21 protein-coding genes are annotated in these 25302 nt (G+C 58.2%); 7 read left to right on the top strand and 14 right to left on the bottom strand.

The features are described 5' to 3' along the window. Positions 1 to 76 precede the first annotated feature (76 nt). A complete protein-coding gene (locus tag SIC15_RS06885; protein ID WP_412537337.1) occupies positions 77 to 952 on the top strand; it encodes a MaoC/PaaZ C-terminal domain-containing protein in 876 nt (291 codons plus the stop codon). On the opposite strand, the gene SIC15_RS06880 is transcribed toward SIC15_RS06885, so the two are convergent. The 3 genes from SIC15_RS06880 to SIC15_RS06870 are packed head-to-tail and all read right to left on the bottom strand — an operon-like array spanning position 949 to position 5652. Continuing rightward, positions 949 to 2532 carry a response regulator gene (locus SIC15_RS06880; protein WP_069183865.1) on the bottom strand — a complete coding sequence of 528 codons (1584 nt, stop codon included), beginning with the start codon at positions 2530 to 2532 and terminating at the stop codon, positions 949 to 951. The genes SIC15_RS06885 and SIC15_RS06880 overlap by 4 nt on opposite strands. A gap of 45 nt (positions 2533 to 2577) precedes the next feature. Next, positions 2578 to 3204: a response regulator FixJ gene (fixJ, locus tag SIC15_RS06875; RefSeq protein ID WP_069183866.1), complete on the bottom strand. Its 627-nt coding sequence runs from the start codon at positions 3202 to 3204 to the stop codon at positions 2578 to 2580. A gap of 39 nt (positions 3205 to 3243) precedes the next feature. Next, a complete protein-coding gene (locus SIC15_RS06870) occupies positions 3244 to 5652 on the bottom strand; it encodes an AAA family ATPase (RefSeq protein ID WP_412537336.1) in 2409 nt (802 codons plus the stop codon). A gap of 217 nt (positions 5653 to 5869) precedes the next feature. Between SIC15_RS06870 and SIC15_RS06865 the strand changes: the two genes are divergently transcribed. Then, positions 5870 to 6247, top strand: coding sequence for a PilZ domain-containing protein (locus SIC15_RS06865; protein WP_069183868.1), 378 nt, complete (start codon positions 5870 to 5872; stop codon positions 6245 to 6247). A 13-nt stretch (positions 6248 to 6260) separates the two neighbouring features. On the opposite strand, the gene SIC15_RS06860 is transcribed toward SIC15_RS06865, so the two are convergent. Next, entirely contained in the window at positions 6261 to 6731 is a 471-nt protein-coding gene (locus tag SIC15_RS06860) for a flavodoxin family protein (protein WP_412537335.1), read from the bottom strand. Between the two features lie 233 nt (positions 6732 to 6964). Between SIC15_RS06860 and SIC15_RS06855 the strand changes: the two genes are divergently transcribed. Further along, the gene (locus SIC15_RS06855) at positions 6965 to 7222 is read left to right on the top strand and encodes a hypothetical protein (RefSeq protein ID WP_412537334.1); all 258 of its coding nucleotides are present in this window, start codon (positions 6965 to 6967) and stop codon (positions 7220 to 7222) included. On the opposite strand, the gene recA is transcribed toward SIC15_RS06855, so the two are convergent. Both recA and pncC read right to left on the bottom strand, forming a co-directional pair. Further along, entirely contained in the window at positions 7219 to 8265 is a 1047-nt protein-coding gene (recA, locus tag SIC15_RS06850; RefSeq protein WP_412537333.1) for a recombinase RecA, read from the bottom strand. The genes SIC15_RS06855 and recA overlap by 4 nt on opposite strands. A gap of 164 nt (positions 8266 to 8429) precedes the next feature. Beyond that, on the bottom strand, positions 8430 to 8930 hold the full coding sequence (gene pncC, locus SIC15_RS06845; protein ID WP_412537332.1) for a nicotinamide-nucleotide amidase: 501 nt from the start codon (positions 8928 to 8930) through the stop codon (positions 8430 to 8432). 81 nt (positions 8931 to 9011) lie between these two features. On the opposite strand from pncC, the gene mutS reads away from it, so the two are divergent. Together mutS and fdxA are read left to right on the top strand one after the other, a co-directional pair. Then, positions 9012 to 11642 (top strand): DNA mismatch repair protein MutS, encoded by a 2631-nt coding sequence (gene mutS, locus SIC15_RS06840; protein ID WP_412537331.1) that lies wholly within the window; start codon positions 9012 to 9014, stop codon positions 11640 to 11642. Between the two features lie 150 nt (positions 11643 to 11792). Next, positions 11793 to 12116: a ferredoxin FdxA gene (gene fdxA, locus SIC15_RS06835; protein WP_008170541.1), complete on the top strand. Its 324-nt coding sequence runs from the start codon at positions 11793 to 11795 to the stop codon at positions 12114 to 12116. Between the two features lie 74 nt (positions 12117 to 12190). Here fdxA and SIC15_RS06830 read toward each other — a convergent pair whose 3' ends face one another. The 8 genes from SIC15_RS06830 to SIC15_RS06795 all read right to left on the bottom strand — a co-directional run bounded on the left by SIC15_RS06830 (position 12191) and on the right by SIC15_RS06795 (position 22981). Continuing rightward, entirely contained in the window at positions 12191 to 12820 is a 630-nt protein-coding gene (locus tag SIC15_RS06830) for a LysE family translocator (RefSeq protein WP_174805050.1), read from the bottom strand. Positions 12821 to 12884: 64 nt separating this feature from the next. After that, complete coding sequence (locus tag SIC15_RS06825; protein ID WP_069183875.1) at positions 12885 to 13919, bottom strand: hypothetical protein; 1035 nt, start codon at positions 13917 to 13919, stop codon at positions 12885 to 12887. Positions 13920 to 14058: 139 nt separating this feature from the next. Beyond that, on the bottom strand, positions 14059 to 15009 hold the full coding sequence (locus tag SIC15_RS06820; protein WP_412537330.1) for a DegV family protein: 951 nt from the start codon (positions 15007 to 15009) through the stop codon (positions 14059 to 14061). Positions 15010 to 15119: 110 nt separating this feature from the next. Then, positions 15120 to 15953, bottom strand: coding sequence for a metal-dependent hydrolase (locus SIC15_RS06815; protein WP_412537329.1), 834 nt, complete (start codon positions 15951 to 15953; stop codon positions 15120 to 15122). Positions 15954 to 16220: 267 nt separating this feature from the next. Continuing rightward, entirely contained in the window at positions 16221 to 17588 is a 1368-nt protein-coding gene (ltrA, locus tag SIC15_RS06810) for a group II intron reverse transcriptase/maturase (protein WP_412537328.1), read from the bottom strand. A gap of 466 nt (positions 17589 to 18054) precedes the next feature. Then, positions 18055 to 19422: a group II intron reverse transcriptase/maturase gene (gene ltrA / locus SIC15_RS06805; RefSeq protein WP_053115127.1), complete on the bottom strand. Its 1368-nt coding sequence runs from the start codon at positions 19420 to 19422 to the stop codon at positions 18055 to 18057. A 458-nt stretch (positions 19423 to 19880) separates the two neighbouring features. Continuing rightward, entirely contained in the window at positions 19881 to 21257 is a 1377-nt protein-coding gene (locus SIC15_RS06800; protein WP_209398339.1) for a solute carrier family 23 protein, read from the bottom strand. A gap of 95 nt (positions 21258 to 21352) precedes the next feature. Further along, on the bottom strand, positions 21353 to 22981 hold the full coding sequence (locus SIC15_RS06795; RefSeq protein WP_412537327.1) for an acyl-CoA synthetase: 1629 nt from the start codon (positions 22979 to 22981) through the stop codon (positions 21353 to 21355). A 152-nt stretch (positions 22982 to 23133) separates the two neighbouring features. On the opposite strand from SIC15_RS06795, the gene SIC15_RS06790 reads away from it, so the two are divergent. Further along, on the top strand, positions 23134 to 24648 hold the full coding sequence (locus SIC15_RS06790; RefSeq protein WP_412537326.1) for a PAS domain S-box protein: 1515 nt from the start codon (positions 23134 to 23136) through the stop codon (positions 24646 to 24648). Further along, positions 24641 to 25297 (top strand): response regulator transcription factor, encoded by a 657-nt coding sequence (locus tag SIC15_RS06785; protein ID WP_136631698.1) that lies wholly within the window; start codon positions 24641 to 24643, stop codon positions 25295 to 25297. Before SIC15_RS06790 ends, SIC15_RS06785 begins: the two co-directional genes overlap by 8 nt. The last annotated feature ends 5 nt before the right edge of the window (positions 25298 to 25302 follow it).

Genomic DNA, 25302 nt, shown 5'->3' with positions numbered 1-25302 from the left:
AGCATACCCTTTGCGACAAAGCGTTCTGATCAGGCAATGCCGGGATCCACGGTCCTGACTGTAAAGGAGAATACCAATGCCGGAGACCCTCGTTTATCACAACAAAGCGCCCGCCTTGTTACCGATGTATGGCCGAACACTGCTCCCACGGCAGAAGCAAACGGATGGGGATATAAGTATCCCGGATCTCTCGGCAAGCCTTCTGGGTATCAGTACCGCCGGAAACAACCTGAAGCGCTACCAGCGGGTGTGCGGTTTCGAGGCTCGCAGTCACTTGCCGGTTACCTGGCCGCACGTGCTGGCTTTTCCCCTGCACCTGAAGTTGCTGACAGAGAAAAACTTTCCCCTCCCGCTGCTTGGCCTGGTACACCTGCGCAATACCATCACCCAGCACCGACCGATCGGCACCGGAGAAAACCTGGATCTCAAGGTGAGCCTCGGCAATACCGTAATAAGTAACCGGGGAGTGGAGTTCGATCTGATTACCGAGGCACGCTCGGCGGGCAGACTGGTGTGGGAGGAAGCTAGTACGACGCTATTCCGGCAACCGGATAGTGAGAGTAAACCTTCCGGGAAAAAGGCGCCGCCGCAACTCGAGCGTTATCCGAACACAGAGAACCTGAAGGCCCCGGAGTCCATTGGCCGGCAATACGCCCGTGCATCCGGTGACAGCAATCCGATCCATATGCACGCCCTGAGTGCCAGGGCATTCGGTTTTCCGAGGGCAATCGCCCACGGGATGTGGACCAAGGCCCACGCACTGGCACTACTGGAGCGACAGGAAGGCTGGAAAGGTGGCGCGCTGAGCGTCAGTTGCCAGTTCAAGAAACCCCTGCTTCTGCCAGGCACGGCCCAACTGAACTGGCAAACGGGAGAAAAAGGCTGGGACTATCAAGTATTGAACGCCAAAGGCGATGCGCCCCATTTGACCGGGCGCATCGACTGGCTCTAGGCGTGGGAGGAATCAGTTTCCGGTGCGCAGGGAGAACCCTGGGCGCCGGCAACGGGCAGTGTAAAGTAGAAGCAGGCGCCGCCATCTTCTGGTCGCTCAAAACCGATGTCGCCACCCTGGGCCTGTATGAGGGAGCGGCACGTTGACAGGCCAATCCCCATCCCCTCGTCCTTGGTGGTAAAGAACGGCAGGAACAACTTCTCTTCCGCATCTTCCGAAAGACCAATGCCATGGTCGCGCACCTGGATCCGCACACAGGTATCACCCTTCACACTCGCGCTCACCTCGACCGGCGCGCTGGAGTCAATACTGCTGGTGGCCTCCAGGGCATTGCGGATCAGGTTGAGCGCCACCTGCTGCACCTGGACCGGGTCGGCCAGGACATCTGGCATGTCCTCAGGCACCGAAAGCTCAATAGCGCCCTTGTTGTTGCGCATATCCACTTCGGCAAACTGCCGGGTATCTTCCAGCAACGCAGGCACGGACAGCACTTCCTTGCCCGTGGCCGGCTTTTTCATGAATCGACGGATGCGACGAATGATTTCACTGGCCCGGTGGGATTGTGCCTCGATCTTGTCCAGGGTCTCCTGAAGCAGACCCATGTCTGCATTGTCCTTTGCCATCATCCGTTTGGCGACGCGTGCATAGTTGGTGATGGCGGTCAGCGGCTGGTTTACCTCATGGGCCACGCCGGCAGCCATTTCACCCATGGTGGTCAAACGCGAGGTATGGGCCAACTGATCACGCTGTTCCTGGACCAGTTGCCGGGCCTCTTCCAGCGCCTTTTCGTTGTCCAACTCGGCGCTGATATCCCGGAACACCACAACCGCGCCATGGAGCTCGTCAGAGTCCAACTTGGGGGTCGAACGGTATTCTGCCGGAAAGCCGGTTCCATCGGCCCGCAGCATCCGGATATCCCTCTGGCTCTCGGCGACGCCCTGCTGACAGGTGGCCTTTACCGGGAGACTGTCCGGGTTGTCGCCGGCTGTTGCAAAGTGGGTTTCAAAAAAATTACGGCCTATCAGCTCCTCCACCGGACAGCCGACAATGGACGCCGCCGCCGGATTGGCAAATTCGATAATACCGTTCTCATCAAGGCCATAGATGCCTTCGCTGATGGAATTGAGAATCCGGGCCTGATCACTCTGTAGCTCGCGATTGCGGGCCTGCAGTTCTCTCTCGAGGCGAATCACGCTGGCGTGGGTTTTCACCCGGGCGATCACTTCCTGGGACTGGAAGGGCTTGGAGATGTAGTCGGCACCTCCCAGGGAGAAGCCTTTCACCTTCGCCTGAAGATCATCCAGCGCGGACAGGAAGACAACGGCGCAGTCCGCCGTCTGGGGATCCGCCTTGAGGCGCTCGCAGACTTCATAGCCGTCCATCTCCGGCATCATGATATCCAGGAGAATCACTTCGGGCTGATGGCGGTGGGCAAGGTCGAGGGCCTTTTCGCCTTCGTTGGCAATGAGCAGCCGGTAACCTTTGTCTTTCAGGGTCTCATAGAGGACTTTGAGGTTCTGCGGGTTATCGTCCACAAGCAGAACCGTCACCTCCGAGTTCTCGCTGACAGCTTCAGTCATAAATGTCGGACCGGTTAAAATAGTAACCGTATGATGCCGCCGGGATCACCCTGCGTCGATAAGGTCCTTTACGGACAGGACCATACGAACGAGATGTGCGAGGGAGTGGGTACCCATCTTGTGCATGACGCGGGAACGGTGAATCTCCACCGTACGCTGGCTTATCTCTAGCTCAATGGCGATGACCTTGTTGGCCTGCCCGGCAATCATCCGGTCCATGATCTCGTGTTCGCGGGGGGTCAGGCTTTTAACACGACGGATGATCTCCTGCTTCTCATCCAGAGACTTGCGCTGCTCCAGATCCTGTTTGAGTGCCGCTTCGATTTTCTCCAGCAACGCCTCCTCACGGTATGGTTTCTGGATAAAGTCAACGGCGCCCTCTTTCATGGCGTCCACGGCCATGGGCACGTCTCCGTGCCCGGTTACAAAGATGATCGGCAGGATGGAGTGCTTTTCATTCAGTTTTTTCTGGAGTTCCATCCCGTCCATGCCGGGCATGCGAATATCCAGCACGATGCAACCTGCCATCTTGTCGGAATAGTCCTTCAGGAAAGCGGTTGCACTCTCATAGGTCTTGACCGGCTTGCCGTCGGATTTCAGCAGCAGTTCCAGGGAATCTCGGACTGCTTCATCGTCCTCTACAACGTATACGGTTTGCTGGATATCAGTCATGGGTGTGTTCTCTCCTGTCCGTTTTCTTATCATCGCCGGTCAGTGAATTGACGGGTCTTTCTGGTCGTCACGAGCATGTTCCTGGCGCTCGTGTTCCCGCATTTTCTCAAGTCGTTGCTGGATAATGCCAAAAACGCTCTGCTTCGGGTACCTGCCTTTATCATCGGCCTTGCCGGCAGGCTTGCCGAGCAGCAGGGTTATCGCTTCCTCGACACGGGCAACCGCGTATACAGCAAACTGGCCTCCGCGCACTGCCTTTACCACCTCGCTGTCCAGCATCAGATTCTGCACATTGGTGGTTGGTACAATGACACCCTGGGTGCCAGAAAGTCCGCCCTTAAGCTGGCAGGTTGTGAAAAAGCCTTCAACTTTCTCATTTACGCCGCCTATAGGCTGAACTTCGCCAAACTGGTTGACCGACCCGGTGATTGCCAGATCCTGTCGCACTGGAATACCGGAAAGGGACGAGATCAGCGCGCACAGCTCCGCCAACGATGCACTGTCACCATCCACTTCACCGTAATTCTGCTCAAAGGTCAGACTTGCCGAAAGGTGCATCGGGTCGTTGACCGCAAAATGGGAGGCAAGCCAGGAACTCAGGATCATCACGCCCTTGGAATGAAGATTGCCACCGAGCTTTACATCACGCTCTATATCCATCACCGCGCCATCTCCATAATAGCAGGTAGCCGTGACACGGTTGGAAAGGCCGAATTCAAATCCGCCCGTGGACAGCACCGACAGCGCATTGACCTGGCCAACACACTTGCCACTGGTAGTTACGAGCGTCGTGCCATCACGGATGGAATCGTAGAACTGATCCCGGATACGGCTGCTGCGATATTTCGCACTTTCCAGCGCGCGCTCAACATGAAGATCCTGGATCAGCTTCGCACCGGCCTGCCTGGCCCAGAAATCCGATTCCCGCAGCAGGTTGGCAATATCCGCGGCGTGCAGGGAGAGTCGATCCTGATGTTCTGCCATCCGGGCACTATGCTCGATTACCCGCGCAACGGCCTTGTTAGAACAATGCAGAAGCTTTTTCTCACTCACCAGACTGGCGATGAACTTGGCATAGAGCAACTGGCTGTCATCGGTGCGGTACATCTCGTTCTCGAAATCCGCCGTGACCCTGAACAGTTCGGCAAACTCGGAATCGTATTCCTGCAGCAACATCCAGGTTTCGCGATCACCAAACAGAACGATCTTCACGTCCAGGGGGACCGATTCCGGTTCAATAGAGATGGTTCCGGATAAAGTCAGTTCCCGCTCCAGGGAATTTATCTGTATGGACTTCGAACGCAGGGCGCGCTTGAGGCCGTCCCACACGAAGGACTGTTCCAGAACCTTGATGGCATCCATCAGCAAATAGCCGCCGTTGGCCCGGTGCAGGCTGCCGGGGCGAATCAGGGAGAAATCCGTGAACACCGTGCCCTTGTAGGTAACATTTTCGACGTAGCCGAACAGGTTGTGGTAGGTGGGGTTATCTTCCACCACCACGGGCACCTCGTTCGTCTTCTGGTGCACCAGTACGTTAACCAGATAACGGCGCGGCATTTTTTTGTCGAGTGAGGCGTAAGCAATGGCAGCCTGTTCTTCATTGTCGTCGAGGAATATCTCCAGGTTCTCCACCAGGTCGGCGCGAACCGCCTCGAAGAAGGCGACGACATCCGGCAGATCCTTGTACTTTTCGATCAACTCATCAATCTGGTGGCCCGAGATACTTTCCAGAGTTTCCTGGTTCAGCGCCTGTTGCTTATCGGCGTACTCCTGCTCCCAGTCCGCCAGTTTGCGCAGGGCCTGGCGAAGCTTTTTCTCAAGCTTGTTAATGGCATCTTCAAACTTGTCCCGTTGCTCCTCGGTAAGAGCCTGGAACGATTCTGCGGTATGGGGTTCGTCACCGTTCATGGCCACCAGCCGGTAACCACCTGGCGTGGTGACCGTCAGGCTGACCTTTTTGCGTCGCGCCTGGGCCGCCACTTTCTCCAGCTCGTCTTCCTGCTTTTTGCCGTATTCGTTCTTTAGCTGCTCCGAGCGTTCCAGAAAACTGTCACTGTCAAACGTCTGGGGAATCACCTTCACCAGGCGACTCATCAGCTTTTCCATGTCCTGCTTGAGCTGGGTGCCTTTTCCTGCAGGTAACTGCAACAGCTTCGGAATACGCGGCTCCTCGAAGTTGGCCACATAGCACCAGTCATGGCTCTGCTGATCCGTATCCACATGGTGCTCAAGGTAACGCAACATCATGGTGCGCTTACCCAGGCCATTTCGGCCAACGGCATAGACGTTGTAGCCGCCATGAGGCATCGCCAGGGCAAAACGCACAGCTTCCTGGGCGCGGTTCTGGCCGACGATTTCAGCCAGAGGCTCAAGTTGCTTGGTGGTTTTGAACGGCAGATCTTTCAGAACACAGGCTTTGTAAAGCTGGTGCAGAGACAGTGACTTCAAGGTTTGGTCCTGTAACGGTTAACACATTGGCCGGTCATTGTAGATTCTGCGGTCGGCTCTGTCGCGTTCGGCACGAAGATTTCTGGAGTTGCGCACAGCGCGCAGGAATTTGTTAGGCAGTTCACAAATCCGTAGCCGTTCATTTTTCAACCAGCCGTTCCGGAACTACACTTCATCTCCCAACCATAAATACAATGCACGCAACGGACGCCAGCGTATGACCAGTGATTCCGCCGAACGCAGAATCAAGGATCGTTACCCCGCCTCCTGCCTGAAGGTTCAGCTCCGGGAGCGTGGCTTCTTTGGTCGGGGCAAGCAACCAACGCCGGTTACCTGCCTGGACCTGAACCGCTACGGTATGGCCGTTCTCTGCCCCAGGCCGGTAGAACCCGGGGCCCGCCTGTTCATGGATTTCGACGGCAAATACATCAGCGAATCGCGGGTTTGCGCCCGGGTGGTGGAGTGTCAACCTTACCAGGCGGGTTATCGCGTCAGCGTCCAGTTCAGCTATTGCCTGGACAAAAAAGGCTATTCGCGCACCGTCGACAATGCTCTCTCCCGCATCGAAGGCTTCTACAACCGGTTTGCCAGCTGATCCGGTTCCGGGCTCACACCAGCCCCGCGTCAAGGCTGGCAGCGACGTACATCCCTAACTCGCGACACTGATCTTCAAACTCATCGCGGTACTCACCCCTGCAGATCATAGGCTCCTGTATCAGCTTCCAGCGCAGACCCGTCGTAATGCTTTCAATTGCCCGATTGGTGCCCGTTCCGTCATGGCCGGCCCGAATGTAATAGGCAAAGGGCAACCCCTGGGTTTTCTCGAGGCAGGGATAGTAGCTGCGGTCGAAGAAGTCCTTAAGGGCCCCACTCATATACCCGAGATTCTCAGTGGTGCCCAGAATGATAGCGTCGCAGGCCAGAATGTCTTCAGGCCCCGCATCCAGAGGTGCCATTACCTTGACTTCGACGCTTTCGATGTCTTCATGGCGTGCGCCCTGCTCAGCCGCCTCCCTGAGCTTGAGAGTATTCGGGGAAGGCGCATGAGCGACGATCAATAATCTCTTTTTTGCTTCCATACCGACTCTGATCTGTATCTGAAGAGCAAAGAAACCCAATACTCACCGAGTATGAATTCATTGTGATACCAGCTCAAACCAGAGGAACGGACAGCAAGCACAGATGATCATTATTTGAGCAGCACAGAGACGAAATTAAGAGATCTGTTACGAGAACATTTAAACCATCTGAACGGATACCCTGCAAAGACTCCTGCTTACTATGGACTGAACAGTCAAAGGAGGAGAAATCAATGCATTTTCCCAACGGCAAAACGCTACACGCTCTCTATCGTCAAATGAAATACAGGAGGTGGATCAGAAACCAGCTGAAACAGGCTGGAGGGGCAGATTACCTCAGGCGCCTGGAGGTCGACATCGGTGCTGAACCGGGTCACTTCAGGAGAGAGCTGGAAAGAAGACTGATACCTGAAAGGAAATCCGAAGGTAACAGTGGCGCGGCAGGTCTGGATCTACACCTGCCGCCCCTGACATCGCTGAGGAAGGTTTAGAGAAGCTCGCCGTTCGCTTCTGCGGGCGTCTCTTCAGCGTCTTTCTTCGAGACCGGCTTGGGCATCAGCTTGTCACGAACCTTGGCTTCAATCTCGTTAGCAATGTCCATGTTTTCCTCCAGGAACTTGCAGGCGTTCGCCTTGCCCTGGCCGATCTTGTCGCCGTTGTAGGCGTACCAGGCGCCGGATTTATCCACAAAGCCTTCCTTGACCCCCATATCCAGGACTTCCGCCATGTGGTAAATGCCCTTGCCGTACATGATCTGGAACTCGGCCTGTTTGAATGGCGGGGACACCTTGTTCTTGACCACTTTAACGCGGGTCTCGTTACCTACCACCTCGTCGCCGTCTTTAACGGAACCGATACGGCGGATATCCAGGCGTACAGAGGAATAGAATTTCAGGGCGTTACCGCCGGTGGTGGTTTCCGGGCTGCCGAACATGACGCCGATCTTCATACGGATCTGGTTGATGAAGATCATCAGGCAGTTGGCATGCTTGACGTTACCCGTCAGTTTCCGCAGCGCCTGAGACATCAGTCGCGCCTGCAGGCCAACGTGACTGTCGCCCATCTCGCCCTCGATTTCCGCTTTTGGTGTCAGGGCGGCAACCGAGTCAACGATGATCACGTCAACTGCGCTGGAGCGAACCAGCATGTCGGCAATTTCCAGGGCCTGTTCACCGGTGTCCGGCTGGGAAACCAGCAGATCGTCCACATTCACGCCCAACTTCTCGGCGTAGACCGGGTCGAGGGCGTGCTCGGCGTCGACAAACGCACAGGTTTTGCCCGCCTTTTGTGCCTCGGCAATCACCTGAAGGGTAAGTGTGGTTTTACCGGAACTCTCAGGGCCGTAGATTTCACAGATTCGACCGTAAGGCAGACCGCCAATACCCAGGGCAACGTCCAGGCCCAGAGAACCAGTGGAGACCGCAGGAATGGCTTCGCGGGGCTGGTCACCCATTTTCATCACGGCGCCCTTGCCGAACTGGCGCTCGATCTGCCCAAGTGCTGCGCTCAATGCTTTCTTGCGGTTGTCTTCCATCAGTGCAAACCCTCTGTCGCCTGGGCCGCCGGGCCCCAGTTAAGGCCGGCAGCGAAATAGTGGATCGGGAATCTCTACAGCTTGACCAGTCAATTCCCTGTATATTTGAACAGTATTAAAACATAACCCGAAGAGGAGACCAACCCCTGCAGATGTGAAAGCCATCAGAGTTCGCCTACAAAATCGCTAACCCCTTGAAGAGCAAACAGAACGGCCTGGCGGCGGACCTGATCACGGTCGCCCTCGAAGTGCTTTACCAGCGCAACGGTGGTGGCCGGACTGCTACCCCATGCGAACCAGACGGTACCGACAGGCTTTTCCTCGCTACCACCGCCGGGCCCGGCGACGCCACTGATGGCCACGGCAACATCTGCATCCGTTGCCACCAGGGCGCCGGCCACCATTTCCCGCACCACCGGCTCGCTGACCGCACCATGCTCATCCAGCGACTTCCGGGTCACGCCCAGGAGCCCCTGTTTGGCCTCATTGCTGTAGGTTACCAGCCCGCCGAGCACATAGGCCGAAGACCCCGCCCGGTCGGTCAGCACCTTGGCAACCCAGCCGCCGGTACAACTTTCTGCCGTAGCCACTGTACGGCCGGTGCGCAGCAACCGCTCACCGAGGCGATTGCCTGCGTCTTCCAATTCCTGATCGCTGGCCAGCATAATGACCTCCTTCATTTCATCGCGGCGGTTATTTTCTTACAATTCACGCCTTCATCCAAAGCAAGGCTACCGGACCCGTTCATGTCAGCAGCTCAGACCGATCTTTCCAAGCACACCCCGATGATGCAGCAATACCTGAAGATCAAGGGCCAACACCCCAATGAACTGGTGTTCTACCGCATGGGGGATTTCTACGAGCTGTTTTACGAAGACGCCAAGAAAGCGGCCGAGCTAATGGACATCACCCTCACGGCCCGGGGCCAGTCCGGGGGCAACCCGATCCCCATGGCCGGCATCCCCTATCACTCTTCTGAGGGTTACATTGCCCGCCTGGTTCGGGCAGGTCAATCCATCGCCATCTGCGAGCAGATCGGTGACCCTGCCACCAGCAAGGGACCGGTTGAGCGCCAGGTGGTTCGGATCGTCACACCGGGGACCCTGAGTGACGACGCCTATCTTGAGGATCGCCGTGACAACCTTCTGGTCGCCATATATAACCACCGGGAACAGTTCGGTTTTGCCTCGCTCGACATCTCCAGCGGCCGCTTTGCGGTATCAGAGCTGGAGAACCTGGAAGCCCTGCAGGGCGAACTCCAGCGCCTGCGTCCGGCGGAAATTCTGATCAGCGAGGATTTTCCCTACGAGGAAATACTGGAGGGCTTCACCGGTATCCGCCGTCAAGGCCCCTGGCTGTTCGAATCCGACACGGCCCGCCGGGTGATTACCCAGCAACTGCAGGTGAGAGATCTGACCGGTTTTGGCTGTGAGGACCTCAATCTGGCCGTCTGTGCCGCCGGTTGTCTGCTGCAGTACGCCAGGGAAACCCAGCGAACCGCCCTGCCCCATATCCGCAAGCTGACCCGCGAACGCAGGGATGAAGCGGTGATTCTGGATGCCGCCAGCCGTCGCAATCTGGAAATCGACACTAACCTGATGGGCGGCCATCAATACACCCTGGCCTGGGTGATGGACCGCACAGCCACGGCCATGGGTGGCCGGGAGCTTCGCCGCTGGCTGAACCGCCCGTTGCGGGACGTGGAGACTGTCCGTCAGCGCCAACAGGCGGTTTCGGCACTGCTGGACGGGTTTCATTACGAACCGGTACACGACCTGCTGAAAGCCGTGGGCGACATTGAGCGGGTATTGGCGCGAGTTGCCCTGCGCTCAGCGCGACCTCGGGACCTCGCACGACTCCGGGATGCCTTCCGGGCCCTGCCGGACCTGCAGGAAACACTGAAACCGGTGAATTCCCACCATGTCGTCAAGCTGGCGACCACCATTGGTGAATACCCGGAACTGGCGGACCTTCTGGAACGCTCCATCATCGACAACCCTCCGGTCGTGATTCGCGATGGTGGGGTCATCCGGGAAGGCTTTGACGAAGAGCTGGACGAGTTGCGCAACATCAGCGAGAACGCCGGCCAGTACCTACTCGACGTGGAAACACGTGAACGGGACCGCACCGGCATCAGCACCCTGAAGGTCGGCTACAACCGGGTGCACGGTTACTACATAGAAATCAGCCGGGCCCAGTCGGACCAGGCGCCGGTGGACTATATTCGCCGCCAAACCCTGAAAAATGCCGAGCGGTTTATTACACCGGAACTCAAGGAATTTGAAGACAAGGCCCTGAGTGCCAAGAGCCGGGCGCTGGCCCGTGAGAAAGGCCTCTACGATGAAGTCCTCGAAACCGTGGCTGAGCAACTGGCACCCCTGCAGGACGCCGCCCAGGCACTGGCGGAACTGGATGTACTGAGTAATTTTGCCGAGCGCGCCACCGCCTTGCGATTCTCGGCGCCCGAATTCAGCGAATCTCCCGGGTTCGACATTGAGGAAGGCCGCCATCCGGTGGTTGAACAGTTGCTGGATGAGCCTTTCGTACCCAATGACCTGTTGATGGATACCCAACGCCGCATGCTGGTGATCACCGGCCCGAACATGGGCGGTAAATCCACTTACATGCGCCAGGCAGCGCTGATTGCCCTGCTGGCCTACACCGGCAGCTTTGTGCCCGCCAACCGGGCAGTCATCGGCCCCGTCGACCGCATTTTCACCCGCATGGGCTCCTCGGACGACATCGCCGGCGGCCGATCCACCTTCATGGTGGAAATGACCGAAACCGCCAACATCCTGCACAACGCCACCGAACACAGCCTGGTATTGATGGATGAGGTCGGTCGCGGCACCAGCACCTTTGATGGCCTGTCACTGGCCTGGGCCACCGCCGAGCACCTGGCCCGTGAGATCCGCTGCTACACCCTGTTTGCCACCCACTATTTTGAGCTCACCCAACTGGCCGATGAGCTGCAGCATGCCGTTAACGTGCATCTGACCGCCACCGAGCACGACGACAGCATTGTGTTCCTGCACAATGTCCACGATGGCCCGGCGAGCCAGAGCTACGGGCTTCAGGTGGCCAAGCTGGCAGGCGTACCCCAGGATGTGATCCGCAACGCCAAGACCCAGCTTTCCCATCTGGAAGGCAGTGCCTCACCGGCCGCGCCGGCGGCTTCGGCTGGTGAGCAGAAGGAAGACACGGTCCGGACCAAACCTGCGCCCCAGGTTAATGAATCCGTCTACCAGGGTGACATGTTCGCGAGCCTGGAACCCAGCGCGGTGGAAGAGGCCCTTAAAGAGATGGACCTGGATGGACTCTCCCCACGGGATGCCATGAATCAGCTTTATGAACTGAAAGCGCTGATGAAGAAATAGCGGAAAATTGATCTGTGTAATAAGGTTATAGCAGTCGAACGCTTGCGGCTGTGCGGGTCGCTCCCTACAATATCGCGCACTAAAATATAACGGCGGCGCCCGAAGGCGCTCCTGATGAGACTGACCGACCACTGGACCAGGGATCTGACTATGGCGTTTATCGTTACTGATAACTGCATCAAGTGCAAATACACAGACTGCGTGGAAGTCTGCCCGGTAGACTGCTTCTACGAGGGACCGAACTTCCTGGTAATCGACCCGGACGAATGTATCGACTGCGCCCTGTGCGAGCCCGAGTGCCCGGCCGAAGCCATCTTTTCTGAAGACGAACTGCCGGCCGATCAGGTCCAGTTTGTGGAGCTGAACGCCGACCTGGCCGCGAAATGGCCAAACATCACCGAAAAGAAAGATCCGCTGCCGGACGCCGAAGAGTGGGATGGCAAGCCGAACAAGCTGCAGTATCTGGAAAAGTAAACCTCCAGAGCTGGGGATCAGAAAAGGGAAGCCGCGGCTTCCCTTTTTCTTTGTCTGAAGGTAATCGGGTGGCCTCAGGTACTGGCCAGCTTGGCGCCCATGGCCACGAAAAAGCCGCCCGTCAGACCGTTCAGCATCCGTTTCATCTTCACATTCACGCCAAGGCTGCGGAAGGTGACCACCACCCAGGCCAGACCACACTGCCAGAGCATGGCCAGCAGAAAATGCACGCCCGCCAACATCAGAGACTGCTGGAAAGCGTTACCGGCGGGGTCCACAAACTGTGGCAGCAGGGCCATGTAGAAGAGCGCGGTTTTCGGATTCAGAACATTAGACAGGAGTCCTTCGCGGAATGAGGCCACCATGGCAACCTTCCGGCGAACGACCTCTTCTTTTTTTACCTCGGGCGCGTCTCCCCGGCGAAGGGCCTGGCGCAACGAACCGATGCCCAGCCATACCAGGTAGCAGGCACCCGCCCACTTCAGGGCGGAAAACGCCCAGGCGGTTTCCACCAAAAGAAGTGAAATACCCAAAGCCGAAAGCGTGGCGTGAATGAACAGTCCGCTGCAAATGCCAACACTGGTGACACAGCCATCCCGCAAACCACCCCGGCCGGTGTTCCTCATCACCAGCAGGGTATCAACACCCGGTGTGATGGTGAGCAGGGTAATGGCAACGAGATAGGCCCAGAACAAATCCGATATCAAAACCGTCCCCTATCAAACTCTTGTACAGAACGCTTCAGGGGCCGGACCCGCAACCGGTAAGTCAGGCCTCCTGGTGGAGAATCTTACGCGCCGTGGCGGACTTATAAAACGGTGCAAGCCGCCGGCGAACCAGGGCCTCAACATAGCCCTCTTCACGCAATACGTCTATAACCGGAATTGCGTAGGCATCGATCTCTGCCATGACCACCTCACGGCTGACACCCAAATCGCCCAGCAGTTCTGTGAGCGGTCTTTCGCCATATTTTACGAACAGGTGAGAAACCACCGCACGGGCACAGTTCTCGAAGTAGCCGGTCTTGCGAAACTGCAGCCAGAACTCATAGCCCAGCACGACAAACTCTTGCAGTTCGACGTCTCCCAGGCCCTCGTGCAGCTCGGCAATGGTGCGATCTTCCAGTGACACCCAGGCCGCCATCACGCTGTCCCGCAGTTCGTCGTCAGACAGAGCCCTGTGCAGAAACTGCTCGCTCCGGCTAATCAGACCGGGCAGGCTGTCAGACAGCCAGGCCTTGAGGCGCCGCTCAAAGGTTTCATCCAGCCCAGGCACCGCCCTGTTGGCCATGCGCTTGCCAAACTTCATCATTGAACCGACGCCCGGCACGGACTTGGTGATCAGGTTGTCCTCGTAGAGGTAGTTCACCAGACCGTGGTAAACCACGTTGGAGACCAACTCTTGATAGACCGGGTGAGCCATGATTTCACTGATCACCCGCTCCCGCTGCTGCCGCAATTCCAGAGCCTCCTCAAGAAAACCGGTAGCCTGTTCGCGGGTGATGATCTCGCCCAATGTGGTTTGCGATTGCACGTCGGCATTGAGCACTTCGGTTGCCATTTCGGCGGCCAACTCGGGGATACCTGCATCCAGCTCCATATCCATAACAATACGCTGAATGACGCCCATCACCTGGTCTTCCGACGTAATCCGGTTCAGGGTTATCTCATTGGCATAGCCCCAAAGCTCATCCAGCTCCTGCTCCAGAAATTTACGCAGCTTCGTGCCCTTGAGCGAGGCCAGTTCATGCTTTACGTGCTGTTCCAGCAGCTGGTTGGCGAGATCCGTTTTGCCTTTGGTCATGGCGCAATTCTTCCTGTCGTTAGAATGAAAGACACTGATCAGAGGCTAACATGAAGTTCAGGTTGGCAGGTTTGCCAAAACTACAGGTGGGAGGGTGCGGCCGGGCCAGTCCCGCACACCCGCGAACTGCGTGGCCGATTCACTGAAAATCGTTGAAAGTGTGAGGCTCTGCCGCCAGCGCCAGGCACAGGCTGCCGGGGCCGATGTAGATACTGCTGGTAATCCCCATCTGGGAGAGCAGAAGTTCGACACCGTTGCGCTCGCAGGCATCCCGCAGGCGGTTGAGCCCGGGCAGATCCTCAATCTCGGTCCAGGTCAGACCACAGGAGAGACTGACATAGGGGGTCAGAAGCCCGGATTCCACACGGGCAGCGGCATAATTCATAACCTTCTCAACCGCCACATCGAAGCTGCGGGTTTTGGCCGCCGGCTGGCCTTCAGCACCCTGCCCGAAAATCACCGGCGTGATGTTCAGGGCTTTACCAAGGAAGGCCACCAACGCCGACACGCTCTTGTCACCACGACGCCTTGCCCGCTCCCGGATGTAGTGCAGGTCCCGGGGAATCACGCAGGTGTAGATCTTGTCGCTAAAGGTTTCCACCTCATGGCGCAGGGCATTCTTGGAGACCTTTTGATTGATCAGCTTCAGGGTATGCGCTGCCAGCAGGCCCTGGCCGGCAAAGATCTGCTTGCTGTCGATCACACGCATGAAGAACCGGCCATCGCGACCGGCCGCTTCGCGTGCGCCCTCGTAATTCGCCAGGACACTGTTCATGGCTTCGGTGGCATTCTGGAAAATCAGGCTTCGGGTTTTCGTGACCGTCTCGCAGATGGCGACGTCAAACTGGGTAACAATCTTTTCCATGAACAGGTCGTGGATCTGCTCAGCGGTGAAGGCGCGGGTCTCTGCCTGATGCCCCTTCTGTAACAGGCCGCTTTGGTAAAACTCCTGGGTTCGCACCGGATCATGCTTGTCTATGTAGGTCTGGCCATCGATTACAGCGGTTACCGGCAGGACGAACAGGTCGTGTTTGCGGCTGAACTCGTAGGGCAAGTCGCACGCAGAATCGACGATCAAACCAACTCGCATGGTGGGCCTCCAGCTCCGGGCAGCTTCTCGACCGGAAGCGCCCTTTATTGTCGTTATTCTTTATGCCGCACAGTCTTACACACCCCGGTCAGAATTTCAGCAACCCGGCCTTATCCTGCAGTCGATGTCATATCCAGTTCACGAAGATTCTTTTCGAGCAGCTCGCGGTTGTCCTGCTGCCAGGGGTGAAAGCCTTTACGGAAATACGCCAGGAATTCCGGCAGACACTTGCGGAGCACTCCGGGCTTGCCCCAGAGAAAATTAAACCCACCAACCCAGGTGCGCAGGCTCCAGAGTTTGCCATCGGCCTTCAGCAGGCTACAGGTATTCAAAAAGGTGTACTTGAAGAAATTCCAGGTAACAAAGAGGAAGACGATCCGGCGAAGCCGTTCATTGCCGACACATTCCCGGTAAACATCAAAGGCGACGGATTTGTGTTCGGTTTCCTCGATTGCATGCCAGCGCCAGAGCTTTGCCATGGTCGGCGTGGCGCCTTCCATCCACTCCGGGTGGCTCAGGATGGCATTGGCCAGGACGGCGGTGTAGTGCTCGGCGCCACAGGTGCCTGCCAGTTGGCGGCTTGGCGGTAACTTGCCCACCCATGCCATGTGTTTCTGGAACCGCCTGTCCAGGGCATCAATGTCGTAACCCCTGGCTTTCAGGGCTTCGTTGTAGTCCTTGTGCTCACGGCTGTGCAGGGCTTCCTGACCAATAAAGCCGCGAATCTCTGCTTTCAGCTTGGGATCCTCAATTTTGTCCCGATAGAGTCGAACAGCATTTATGAACTGCTGTTCTCCATCAGGGAATTGCAGGGAAAGCGCGTTAAAGAATGCCGTCCGGAAAGCGTCGTTACCGTGCCAAAGCGTTTTGAGGTCTTCGCTGACATCGAACCGTAGATGCCTCGGCTCAACGGACACGCCCTCGGGCGTGGAGCTGATGGTCATGACTGCCTCCTGTTTTTGTAGTGTTGTTATCAGTAATGAACAGCGGACAAAAATTCATCAGTCAAAGCAGTTTAAACCCGGAAACCACACGGAAGGAATACTTCAAGAGGGAAATTTGGACAAATTGTCACGAAATGACATTCTGTCAACGATCGAGTTTCAAGAGAAAAGGCAGACACATCGGGATAGGGGGGAACCAATAGGTTCCGCCCCTCCCACACCACCCGGCATGCGGGTCCGCACCGGGCGGTTCGAGAAGTTGAGGTATCAAGAGAGACGCGGCACACCCAACCGATCAAAGTAGGCAACGGTCAGCACATTATGAATGGCAGAGCGACTGTTGTGCCACCAGCGACGGCTCAGGGCCGCCACGGATTCCGCAACCCAGGAACTCGCACCTAAGCGGACCAGTTCCCGGTAGATCGTCTTGCCCCGTCGCCAGTGCCGGAGGTGAAGCATTCTCAGGCGGCGACGTATCCACTCATCCAGTGATCGCCAGATGCGTGGCGTTTGCGCCAGCCTGAAGTACCCTTTCCAGCCGAGCAGATAACGGCGGAGCTTCTCCGCCACCTGTGCCAGACTGCGACCACCTGATCCCCGGGTCAGCTGCCTGATCCTGAGCTTGAACGCCTGTAACGCCTTGGTGGATACCGCGCGTCGAACGCCTCCATCCCTCCCTTGCCACAGAACATAGCCGAGGAACTTGCGATCAAACACGCTGGCAACTGCACTTTTGGATTCGTTGATCACCAAACGCAGTTTCTCGTAACTCCGGCGTAGCAGGCGCATTGCTCGCTCTCCCGCCTTGTAACTGCAAACGTACACGTTGCAGTCATCGGCGTAGCGGGCGAAGCAGTGCCCCCGGCGTTCCAGCTCTTTATCCACCTCGTCCAGCAGAACGTTGGCCAGTAACGGCGACAACGGCCCGCCTTGCGGCGTGCCCTCATGCCGGTCCATGACCACGCCGCCATCCATGATGCCCGCGTTCAGATACGCACGAACCAGCCGGATGACTCCGGGGTCGTTGATGCGTTTCTTCAGGCGGTCAATCAGGATGTCGTGGTTGACCCGGTCGAAGAACTTCGACAGGTCGACGTCCACCACGATGTGGCGGCCTTGTTGGGCGTAGCGTTGCGCAGCCAGCACGGCATCGTGGGCCCGGCGGCCCGGGCGGAAGCCGTAGCTGTGCTCGCTGAAGGTGGGGTCTATCAGAGGTTGCAGCACTTGCAACAGTGCCTGTTGAATCAGACGGTCGGTGACGGTGGGGATACCCAGTGCCCGCTCACTGCCGTCCGGTTTCGGGATGCCTACCCGACGAACGGGTTGTGGTTGGTAGGAACCGTTCAGCAATTGCTGGCGGAGCTCCGGCCACACCCATCGCAGGTGTTCCGCGGTTTGGGCAATATCCAGCCCATCCACACCTGCCGATCCTTTGTTGGCCTTCACGCGCTTCCATGCCCGCTGCATATTCTCTCGTGCGAACGCCTGCGCAAGCAGGTTTCGCCCTGCGCCCTCCGGTTCTCGTCGCGGGAGTTCTGTTTCATCGCTGGTCACGTCCGGCAAGGCTTCACCTTCCCTTGTGGCGACCCGCCCCGCTGACGCGGGCATCTGATGCGTTACAGCGCTCATCGACAAGGCGTTTGACGCTCCTTCTCGTTCGGCCCTTCGCCCCATATTAGCGGTTACTATGGCCTCTGCTGACTTCTCGCTCCGTGTTGCCACGTCGCCCTTTCAGGCATAAGGCGAGATCTCCCCGGGTAAGAACACACTCCTTCACCGCACAACCGCCGGATATACACCACCTCGCTTTGGCCACAAGAGCTTCGCGGCTTCTTGCCCGCTCGCCCTGCTTGGCAGTGCCTCGTATCCGATTCTTGTTCATCGGCTCACGGTTTACGATCCACGCTTCCTCCCCACGGTCGGTCGCCCTTCCGCAGTTGCGCTTCACTTCGTTCGCTGTGGCCAGCTCACGGGAGGACTTGCACCTCCAGGAGTGCGCCCGTGCCGGGCGCAATCGGGATAGGGGGGAGCCATGAGGCTCCACCCCTCCCACACCACCCGGCATGCGGGTCCGCACCGGGCGGTTCGAGACGTTGAGGGTTCACGAGAGTCTCGGCACTCCCAACCGGTCGAAGTAGGCAATCGTCAGGACATTGTGGATGGCAGAGCGACTGTTGTGCCACCAGCGGCGACTCAGAGCCGCCACAGATTCAGCCACCCAGGAACTGGCACCCAACCGGACCAGCTCCCGGTAGATCGTCTTACCCCGCCGCCACTGCCGGAGGTGGAGCATTCTCAGACGACGACGTATCCACTCATCCAGTGATCGCCAGATGCGTGGCGTTTGCGCCAGCCTGAAGTACCCTTTCCAGCCGAGCAGGTATCGGCGGAGTTGCTCTACCACCTGTTCAATACTGCGACCCCCTGATCCCCGGGTCAGTTGCCGGATCCGGAGCTTGAACGCCTGTAACGCCCTGGTGGATACCGCGCGTCGAACCTCAGCGTTCCTCCCTTGCCACAGGGCATAGCCGAGGAACTTGCGCCCGAACACGCTGGTCACCGCGCTCTTGGCTTCGTTAATCACCAGACGCAACTTTCCATAACAGCGGCGGAGTAACTGCATGACCCGTTCTCCCGCCTTGTGGCTGCGAACGTAGACGTTGCAGTCATCGGCGTAACGGGCGAAGCAGTGCCCCCGGCGTTCCAGCACTTTATCCACCTCGTCCAGCAGAACGTTGGCCAACAACGGCGACAATGGCCCGCCTTGCGGCGTGCCCTCGTGCCGATCCATGACCACACCACCGTCCATGATGCCCGCGTTCAGGTACGCACGAACCAGCCGGATAACGCCGGGGTCGTTTATGCGTTTCTTCAGGCGGTCGATCAGGATGTCGTGGTTGACCCGGTCGAAGAACTTCGACAGGTCGACGTCCACCACGATATGGCGGCCCTGTTGGGCGTAACGCTGCGCAGCCAACACGGCGTCGTGGGCCCGACGGCCCGGGCGGAAGCCGTAGCTGTGCTCGCTGAAGGTGGGATCAATCAGAGGTTGCAGCACTTGCAACAGTGCCTGTTGAATCAGACGATCAGTGACGGTGGGGATGCCCAGTTCCCGCTCACTGCCGTCCGGCTTCGGGATGCCTACCCGACGGACGGGCTGTGGTTGGTAGGCGCCGCTCAGCAGGTGCTGGCGAAGCTCAGGCCACGCCCATCGCAGGTGTTCCGCGGTTTGGGCAATGTCCAACCCGTCCACACCTGCCGCTCCCTTGTTGGCCTTCACGCGCTTCCATGCCCGCTGCATATTCTCTCGTGCGAACGCCTGCTCAAGCAGGCTTCGCCCTGCGCCTTCCGGTTCTTGTCGCGGGAGTCCTGCTTCATCGCTCATCGCCTTCGGCAAGGCTTCACCTGTCCGTTGCGCGATCCGCCCCGCTGGCGCGGGCATCTGATGCCGTACAGTGCTCATCGACAAGGCGTTTGACGCTCCTTCTCGTTCGGCCCTTCGCCCTGTGTTAGCGGTTACTATGGCCTCTGCTGACTTCTCGCTCCGTGTTGCCACGTCGCCCTTTCAGGCATGAGGCGAGATCTCCCCGGGTAAGAACACACTCCTTCGCCGCACAACCGCCGGATTTACACCACTTCGCCTTGGCCACAAGAGCTTCGCGGCTTTTGGCCCGCTCGCCCTGCTTGGCAGTGCCTCATATCCGATTCTTGTTCATCGGCTCACGGTTTACGCTCCACGCTTCCTCCCCACGGTCGGTCACCCTTCCGCAGTTGCGCTTCACTTCGTTCGCTGTGGCCAGCTCACGGGAGGACTTGCACCTCCAGGAGTGCGCCCGTGCCGGGCGCACCAAAAAAAGGGAGGCACGAAGCCTCCCAAGGACACACAGGGGGTCAGCACTTTCCGGTGCAGAGCCGGAAAGCGCAGGTTTAGTGCTCTTCTGCGGCTCTCACGCCCGGCGCTTCCGGGTCGGCGGTAAAGCCAAGCAATTTGGTACGTTCAATCAGGAAATAGAGGATGGCGCCGGTTGCCAGACCCCAGCCCGCTCCGTAGACCGCCAGGACCACACCCATGGTGCCGGCGATGCCACGCTCGGTGTTATTCTCCAGCTGCTCCAGCCCTACCATCAGGCAGATATAGCCGGTCAGAAGCAGGGTCAGTGACAGGGCAATCGGCAGTACTGGCTGGAAGAAACTGACCAGGGGCAGCACGAACAGGGCAATAAAGCCGGTAATCCAGAACGTACCGCCACCACTGTAGATGGAGTCCATAGCATTACGGCCATACTTGTAACGCTCGGCCATGGTGGCTGTGACGGCCGTCCAGATCGGCCCGGCCAGGCCCGGGTATGGCGCAAAGAAAGCGTGGCCACCATTGCGGATCGCGGTTACCAGGTGCACCCGGTCGATGCTGTTGTCGATGTCTTCATCTTTACGCAGGTGGTCAACCCGGTTCATCAGAGACTGGCCCACCACGATGTCGCCGAAGGCAATAACGTAGGCGATCACCGCCGTGGGAATGGCATACAGGAAGACGTTAGCGTCCGGGAAACCGACCGCGAACGGCAGGTAGTTCCAAAGCTCGTCAAACGCTGGCTTGGTGATGCCCCACTCCACATTGGGCACCTCGTATTCGCCAGTGGCAAAGCCGACCAGAATCGCGACGACCATACCCGGCACCATGCCGTAGTTGGCAATCTTGCGGGCGATGGAGCTGCTTTCCACAAAACCTTTGAACGATACGGAGAACATCAGGTAAAGGCACACCAGGCCACCGATGATCAGGGAAATCGGCGTGTTGGCCAGGCGGCCGCCCGCTTCGATTTCCCCCATCAGGGCAGCGATACCAGCACCAATGATAATTCCGCCTTTCATGGAGCGGGGAATCAGCTCCACCAGCTTGCTGCCCAGGCGGGTAATACCCAGAACCAGGAAAATAATGAACACCAGGAACTGCAGGGCGAACAGAGCCTGGATGGCTTCGGGGCCTGGCTCGTAGTCACTCAGGAACAACAGGACAACCGGAATACCCGGGGTAATCCAGCCAGGCACCAGAGGCACACCCAGCAGGGCCGGCAGCATGAAACCGATACCGCAGATCACCACGTATGCCAGAGCCACGTCGTAAGGCACACCCAGGTATTTCTCAAGAAGGGGGATCATCGCCAGGCTGACCACGAACATGATCAGGGCCTGCACCATCTCCGCGAATTCCCAGCGGTAATGAACAAACGGCAGACGAACCTTGAAGGGACCGGCCGGCCAGTATGGCTGCTCTTCCCCGTTCTTTCGGTGAAACATTTGCATAAAAAGGTCTCCGGGCTCACGCGGTGCGTGTGCCTGACAGCGTTGTTTTTCTGGTTAAAGTCGGCTGCGCCAGGGCGGCGCAGCCGATCACAGGGTCAGTTCAGATCTTTGGCCTGATCTCTCAGCACGAACTTCTGGATCTTGCCCGTGGAGGTTTTGGGCAGCTCCGAGAACACGATGGTCTTGGGCACTTTAAACCGGGCCAGGTGCTCACGGCAGAAATTGATAATGTCTTCCTCGCTGACCTGCCCCGCCTCCGGCTTGAGGGTAACGAAGGCGCAGGGAGTCTCACCCCACTTCTCGTCAGGCCTTGCTACCACAGCCGCCTCAAGGACAGCGGGATGACGGTACAGGGTATCCTCAACCTCAATGGTAGAGATATTCTCACCACCGGAGATAATGATGTCCTTCAGCCGGTCCTTGATCTCCATGTAGCCGTCTTCGTGCCAAACGGCCAGGTCGCCAGTGTGGAACCAGCCGCCCCGGAAGGCCTCTTCGGTAGCCTTGGGGTTCTTCAGGTAGCCCTTCATTACGGTATTACCGCGCAGAAAAATTTCACCGATGGTCTTGCCGTCTTTGGGCACCGGCTCCATGGTGTTCGGGTCGCCAACCATGGTGCCAGCCAGGGTGTGATAGCGAACGCCCTGGCGAGCCTTCTTGCGGGCCCGGTCGTGCAGCGGCAGCGCATCCCACTCGGACTTCCACGCGCAAACCGTCACCGGCCCATACACTTCGGTCAGGCCATAAACGTGGGTTACCTGGATACCCATCTCTTCGATGGCACCAATCACCTGGGCGGGGGGCGCCGCACCGGCTGTCATGGACTTCACTTCGTGGTCGATACCCGCTTTGGCGGATTCCGGCACGTTCAGCAGTGCGTTAAGAACAATCGGCGCACCGCACATGTGGGTCACCTGATGGTCACGGATCAGCTGCAGGATCTTCTCCGGGTCAACCCGACGCAGGCAGACATGGGTTCCAGCCATGGCGGTGATGGTCCAGGGGAAACACCAGCCGTTACAGTGGAACATCGGCAAGGTCCACAGGTACACCGGGTGCATGTCCATCGACCAGACCGCCTGGTTGCCGATGGCATTGATATAGGCGCCACGGTGGTGATAGACCACACCCTTGGGGTTACCGGTAGTGCCGGATGTGTAGTTCAGGGAGATGGCGTCCCACTCGTTGTCCGGAAAGCTCCACTGGAACGCTGGATCGCCTTCCTGCAGGAATGCCTCGTAGTCCAGATCGCTGACCTGAACGCCCTCACCGTACTCGGGATCGTCCACATCAATTACCAGCGGCTTGGTGTCCAGCCGGCTGACGGCGTCCTTGATCACTTCCCCGAATTCACGGTCGGCAATCACAACCTTGGCCTCACCATGCTCCAGCATGAAAGCAATGGCTTCGGCATCCAGGCGAACATTCAGGGTGTTCAACACCGCACCAATCATGGGCACGCCGAAATGGGACTCCACCATGGCCGGAATGTTCGGCAGCATGACGGCAACGGTGTCACCTCGTCCGATGCCGCGCCCTTTCAAGGCCGAGGCCAGACGGCGACAGCGCTCATAGGTCTGCGTCCAGGTGTAACGGATCGCACCATGGATTACCGCGGGGTACTCCGGGTAAACGGTGGCGGTGCGTTCAATAAAATCGACGGGAGATTGGACGGCGTAATTGGCGTCAACGGGCGCCAGGCCCTGGTCAAATATCGAGGTCATTGCGTGGTCCTCTTGAGTGCTGTTGTTCTTATGGCGTATTCAGGAATATCGCTAAACTAGCTATACTTCGGGCTGGCCAAAATAGTATTGAATAGAATAAATACTAGAAATTATACCAACGTATTATAGTTTAGTTACTATATCGAAGAGCCATGAACGATAACTCCCCTTCAAGTGTATTTAGTTTGCACGACGCCGACCCGCAACCCGGATTAATCCTGGATGGCGCGGGCGCTGTCCTGGGGGAGAACCGTGCAGCCAGGGAACTGCGTCAAACAGCCGGCCTGGCCTCGCCCGAGGACCTTCTGCCAATCAACGCCCGGGCATTGGTGAAATCATCCCTGGAACAAATCCGGGCCATTGAAAACGTCGAATCCCGGACGCAACCGGGCCAAACCGGGACGATCTTGATGTGGACGTTCATCCCGGACGTCAAGACGGCCCAGGTTCTGGCACGGGCAAGGAACGCCACGCAAGACGTCCGGACCCAGGAAGAGGCCACCCGCTCCAACCGCCTGTACCGGTTGATCACCGAAAACACCACCGACCTGATCTCCCGACACGCTCCGGATGGGCGTTTTATTGATGCCACTCCCGCATCATGGCGACTGTTGGGCTACTGGCCGGAGGAATTGCGTGGCAAACCCCTCGAAGAGGTCTTTCGCGGAAACCATGTGACCCAGAAACTGGCGGCGACCCGTAACCTGCTCAGGGATGACGGCTACGCCACCATGACCCTGGAGATCATCCACCGAGACGGCTCCCGTCGCTGGTTCGAGATTGCCAGCCGGGCCATCCGGGAAACCTATACCGGCGCCGTGATTGAGGTCATCAGCGTGTCCCGGGATATCACCGCCCGGGTGGAATCCGAGGAGAACAACCGCAGGCTGGCCGACGAACTGGCCCATACCGCCAGGCTCGCGACTCTCGGGGAGCTTGCCTCCAGCATTGCCCACGAAATGAACCAACCGCTGGCCACCATTGTGAACTTCGCCAGCGCCAGCCAGCGCTATCTGAAAAGTGCCCGAACCCACCCTGAATGCCTGGATCGCGTGGATGATGGCCTGCAGAAAATTGTTCACCACGCCAACCGCGCATCGGAAGTGATCAAACGCCTCCGGGCTTTCTTACGCAAAGGGCAGAAGCGGACCGCGCCAATCGCCCTGAACGACGTCGTGAGCAACGTCGCCCGCCTGTGTCAGTGGGAAGCGGAAAAAAACAATGTGCAGATTCTTGAGAGACTGGCCTGCTGCGCGCCGGTCATCACTGCCGACCCGGTGCTGCTGGAACAGGTGTTGATCAATCTGATCCGCAACGGCATTGAAGCCACGATCGATGCCCGTGGCCAAGAAACTCAGGACGCACCCGCGCAGATCGTCGTAACCACCTGCATCAACGATCAGAACGAAACCCTGATTGAAGTCACCGATGAAGGCCCAGGCCTGGATGAACAGGGCATCCGCCAGATGTTCCAGCCGTTCTACACCAGTAAGCCCCAGGGCCTTGGCCTGGGGCTGTCCATGAGCCGTTCCATTATCGAGGGTTTCGGTGGCTTCCTCGACGCCCGCCCCGCCGCCACCGGTGGCCTGTCGCTAATCTGTCGATTCCCAGCCAGCCAGAACCAGAAGCACAAAACCGCAATCACGGAGAACCAGCCTGATGACTGACCATTCTGCCCCGGAAGCCACCACCGTCTACGTTGTTGACGACGACGCCGGCATGCTGGAGTCCACCCAATGGTTGCTGGAATCGGTGGGCCTGAACGTGGAAGCCTACAGCGACGGCCGGAAATTTCTGGACGCGGTAGGCAACAAGAAAGCCGGCTGCGTGGTTCTGGATGTGAGAATGCCGGGGCTCGGCGGCCTGAACGTTCAGGAGGAGCTTCAGAAGCGCGGGCTGGAACTGCCCATCATCTTTGTCTCTGGCCATGCGGATGTGCCCATTGTGGTCAGGGCATTCAAGTCCGGCGCTTTCGATTTCATCGAAAAGCCGTTCAACGAACAGCTGCTGCTGGACAGCGTTCAGCAGGCCCTGCAGGAACATCAACACTCGGCCCCACAGCTACAGGGCGATGAGTCAACCGAAGCCCTGCTGACCACCCTCACCCGGCGCGAACGGGATGTGTTTCTGCCATTGGCCCAGGGCTACACGAGCCGGGAAATCGCCGAGCAGTTGGATGTCAGCGTTAAGACGATCGATCTGTACCGGGCCCGGGTGATGAAACGCCTGGGCGCCGATCGCCTGCCAGATGTGACTGGCAAAGCCATCGCCGCCGGTCTGCTTGACCCGCTGGACCTGCGTAGCGAAAAAAGCTGAGCAGC

The sequence above is a fragment of the Marinobacter sp. MIT932201 genome (assembly GCF_047123295.1).
In the GTDB taxonomy this organism is placed as follows: Bacteria; Pseudomonadota; Gammaproteobacteria; order Pseudomonadales; family Oleiphilaceae; genus Marinobacter; species Marinobacter salsuginis.
Note: the sequence above shows the minus strand (reverse complement) of the source record. Positions and strands in the feature narration are given on the sequence as shown.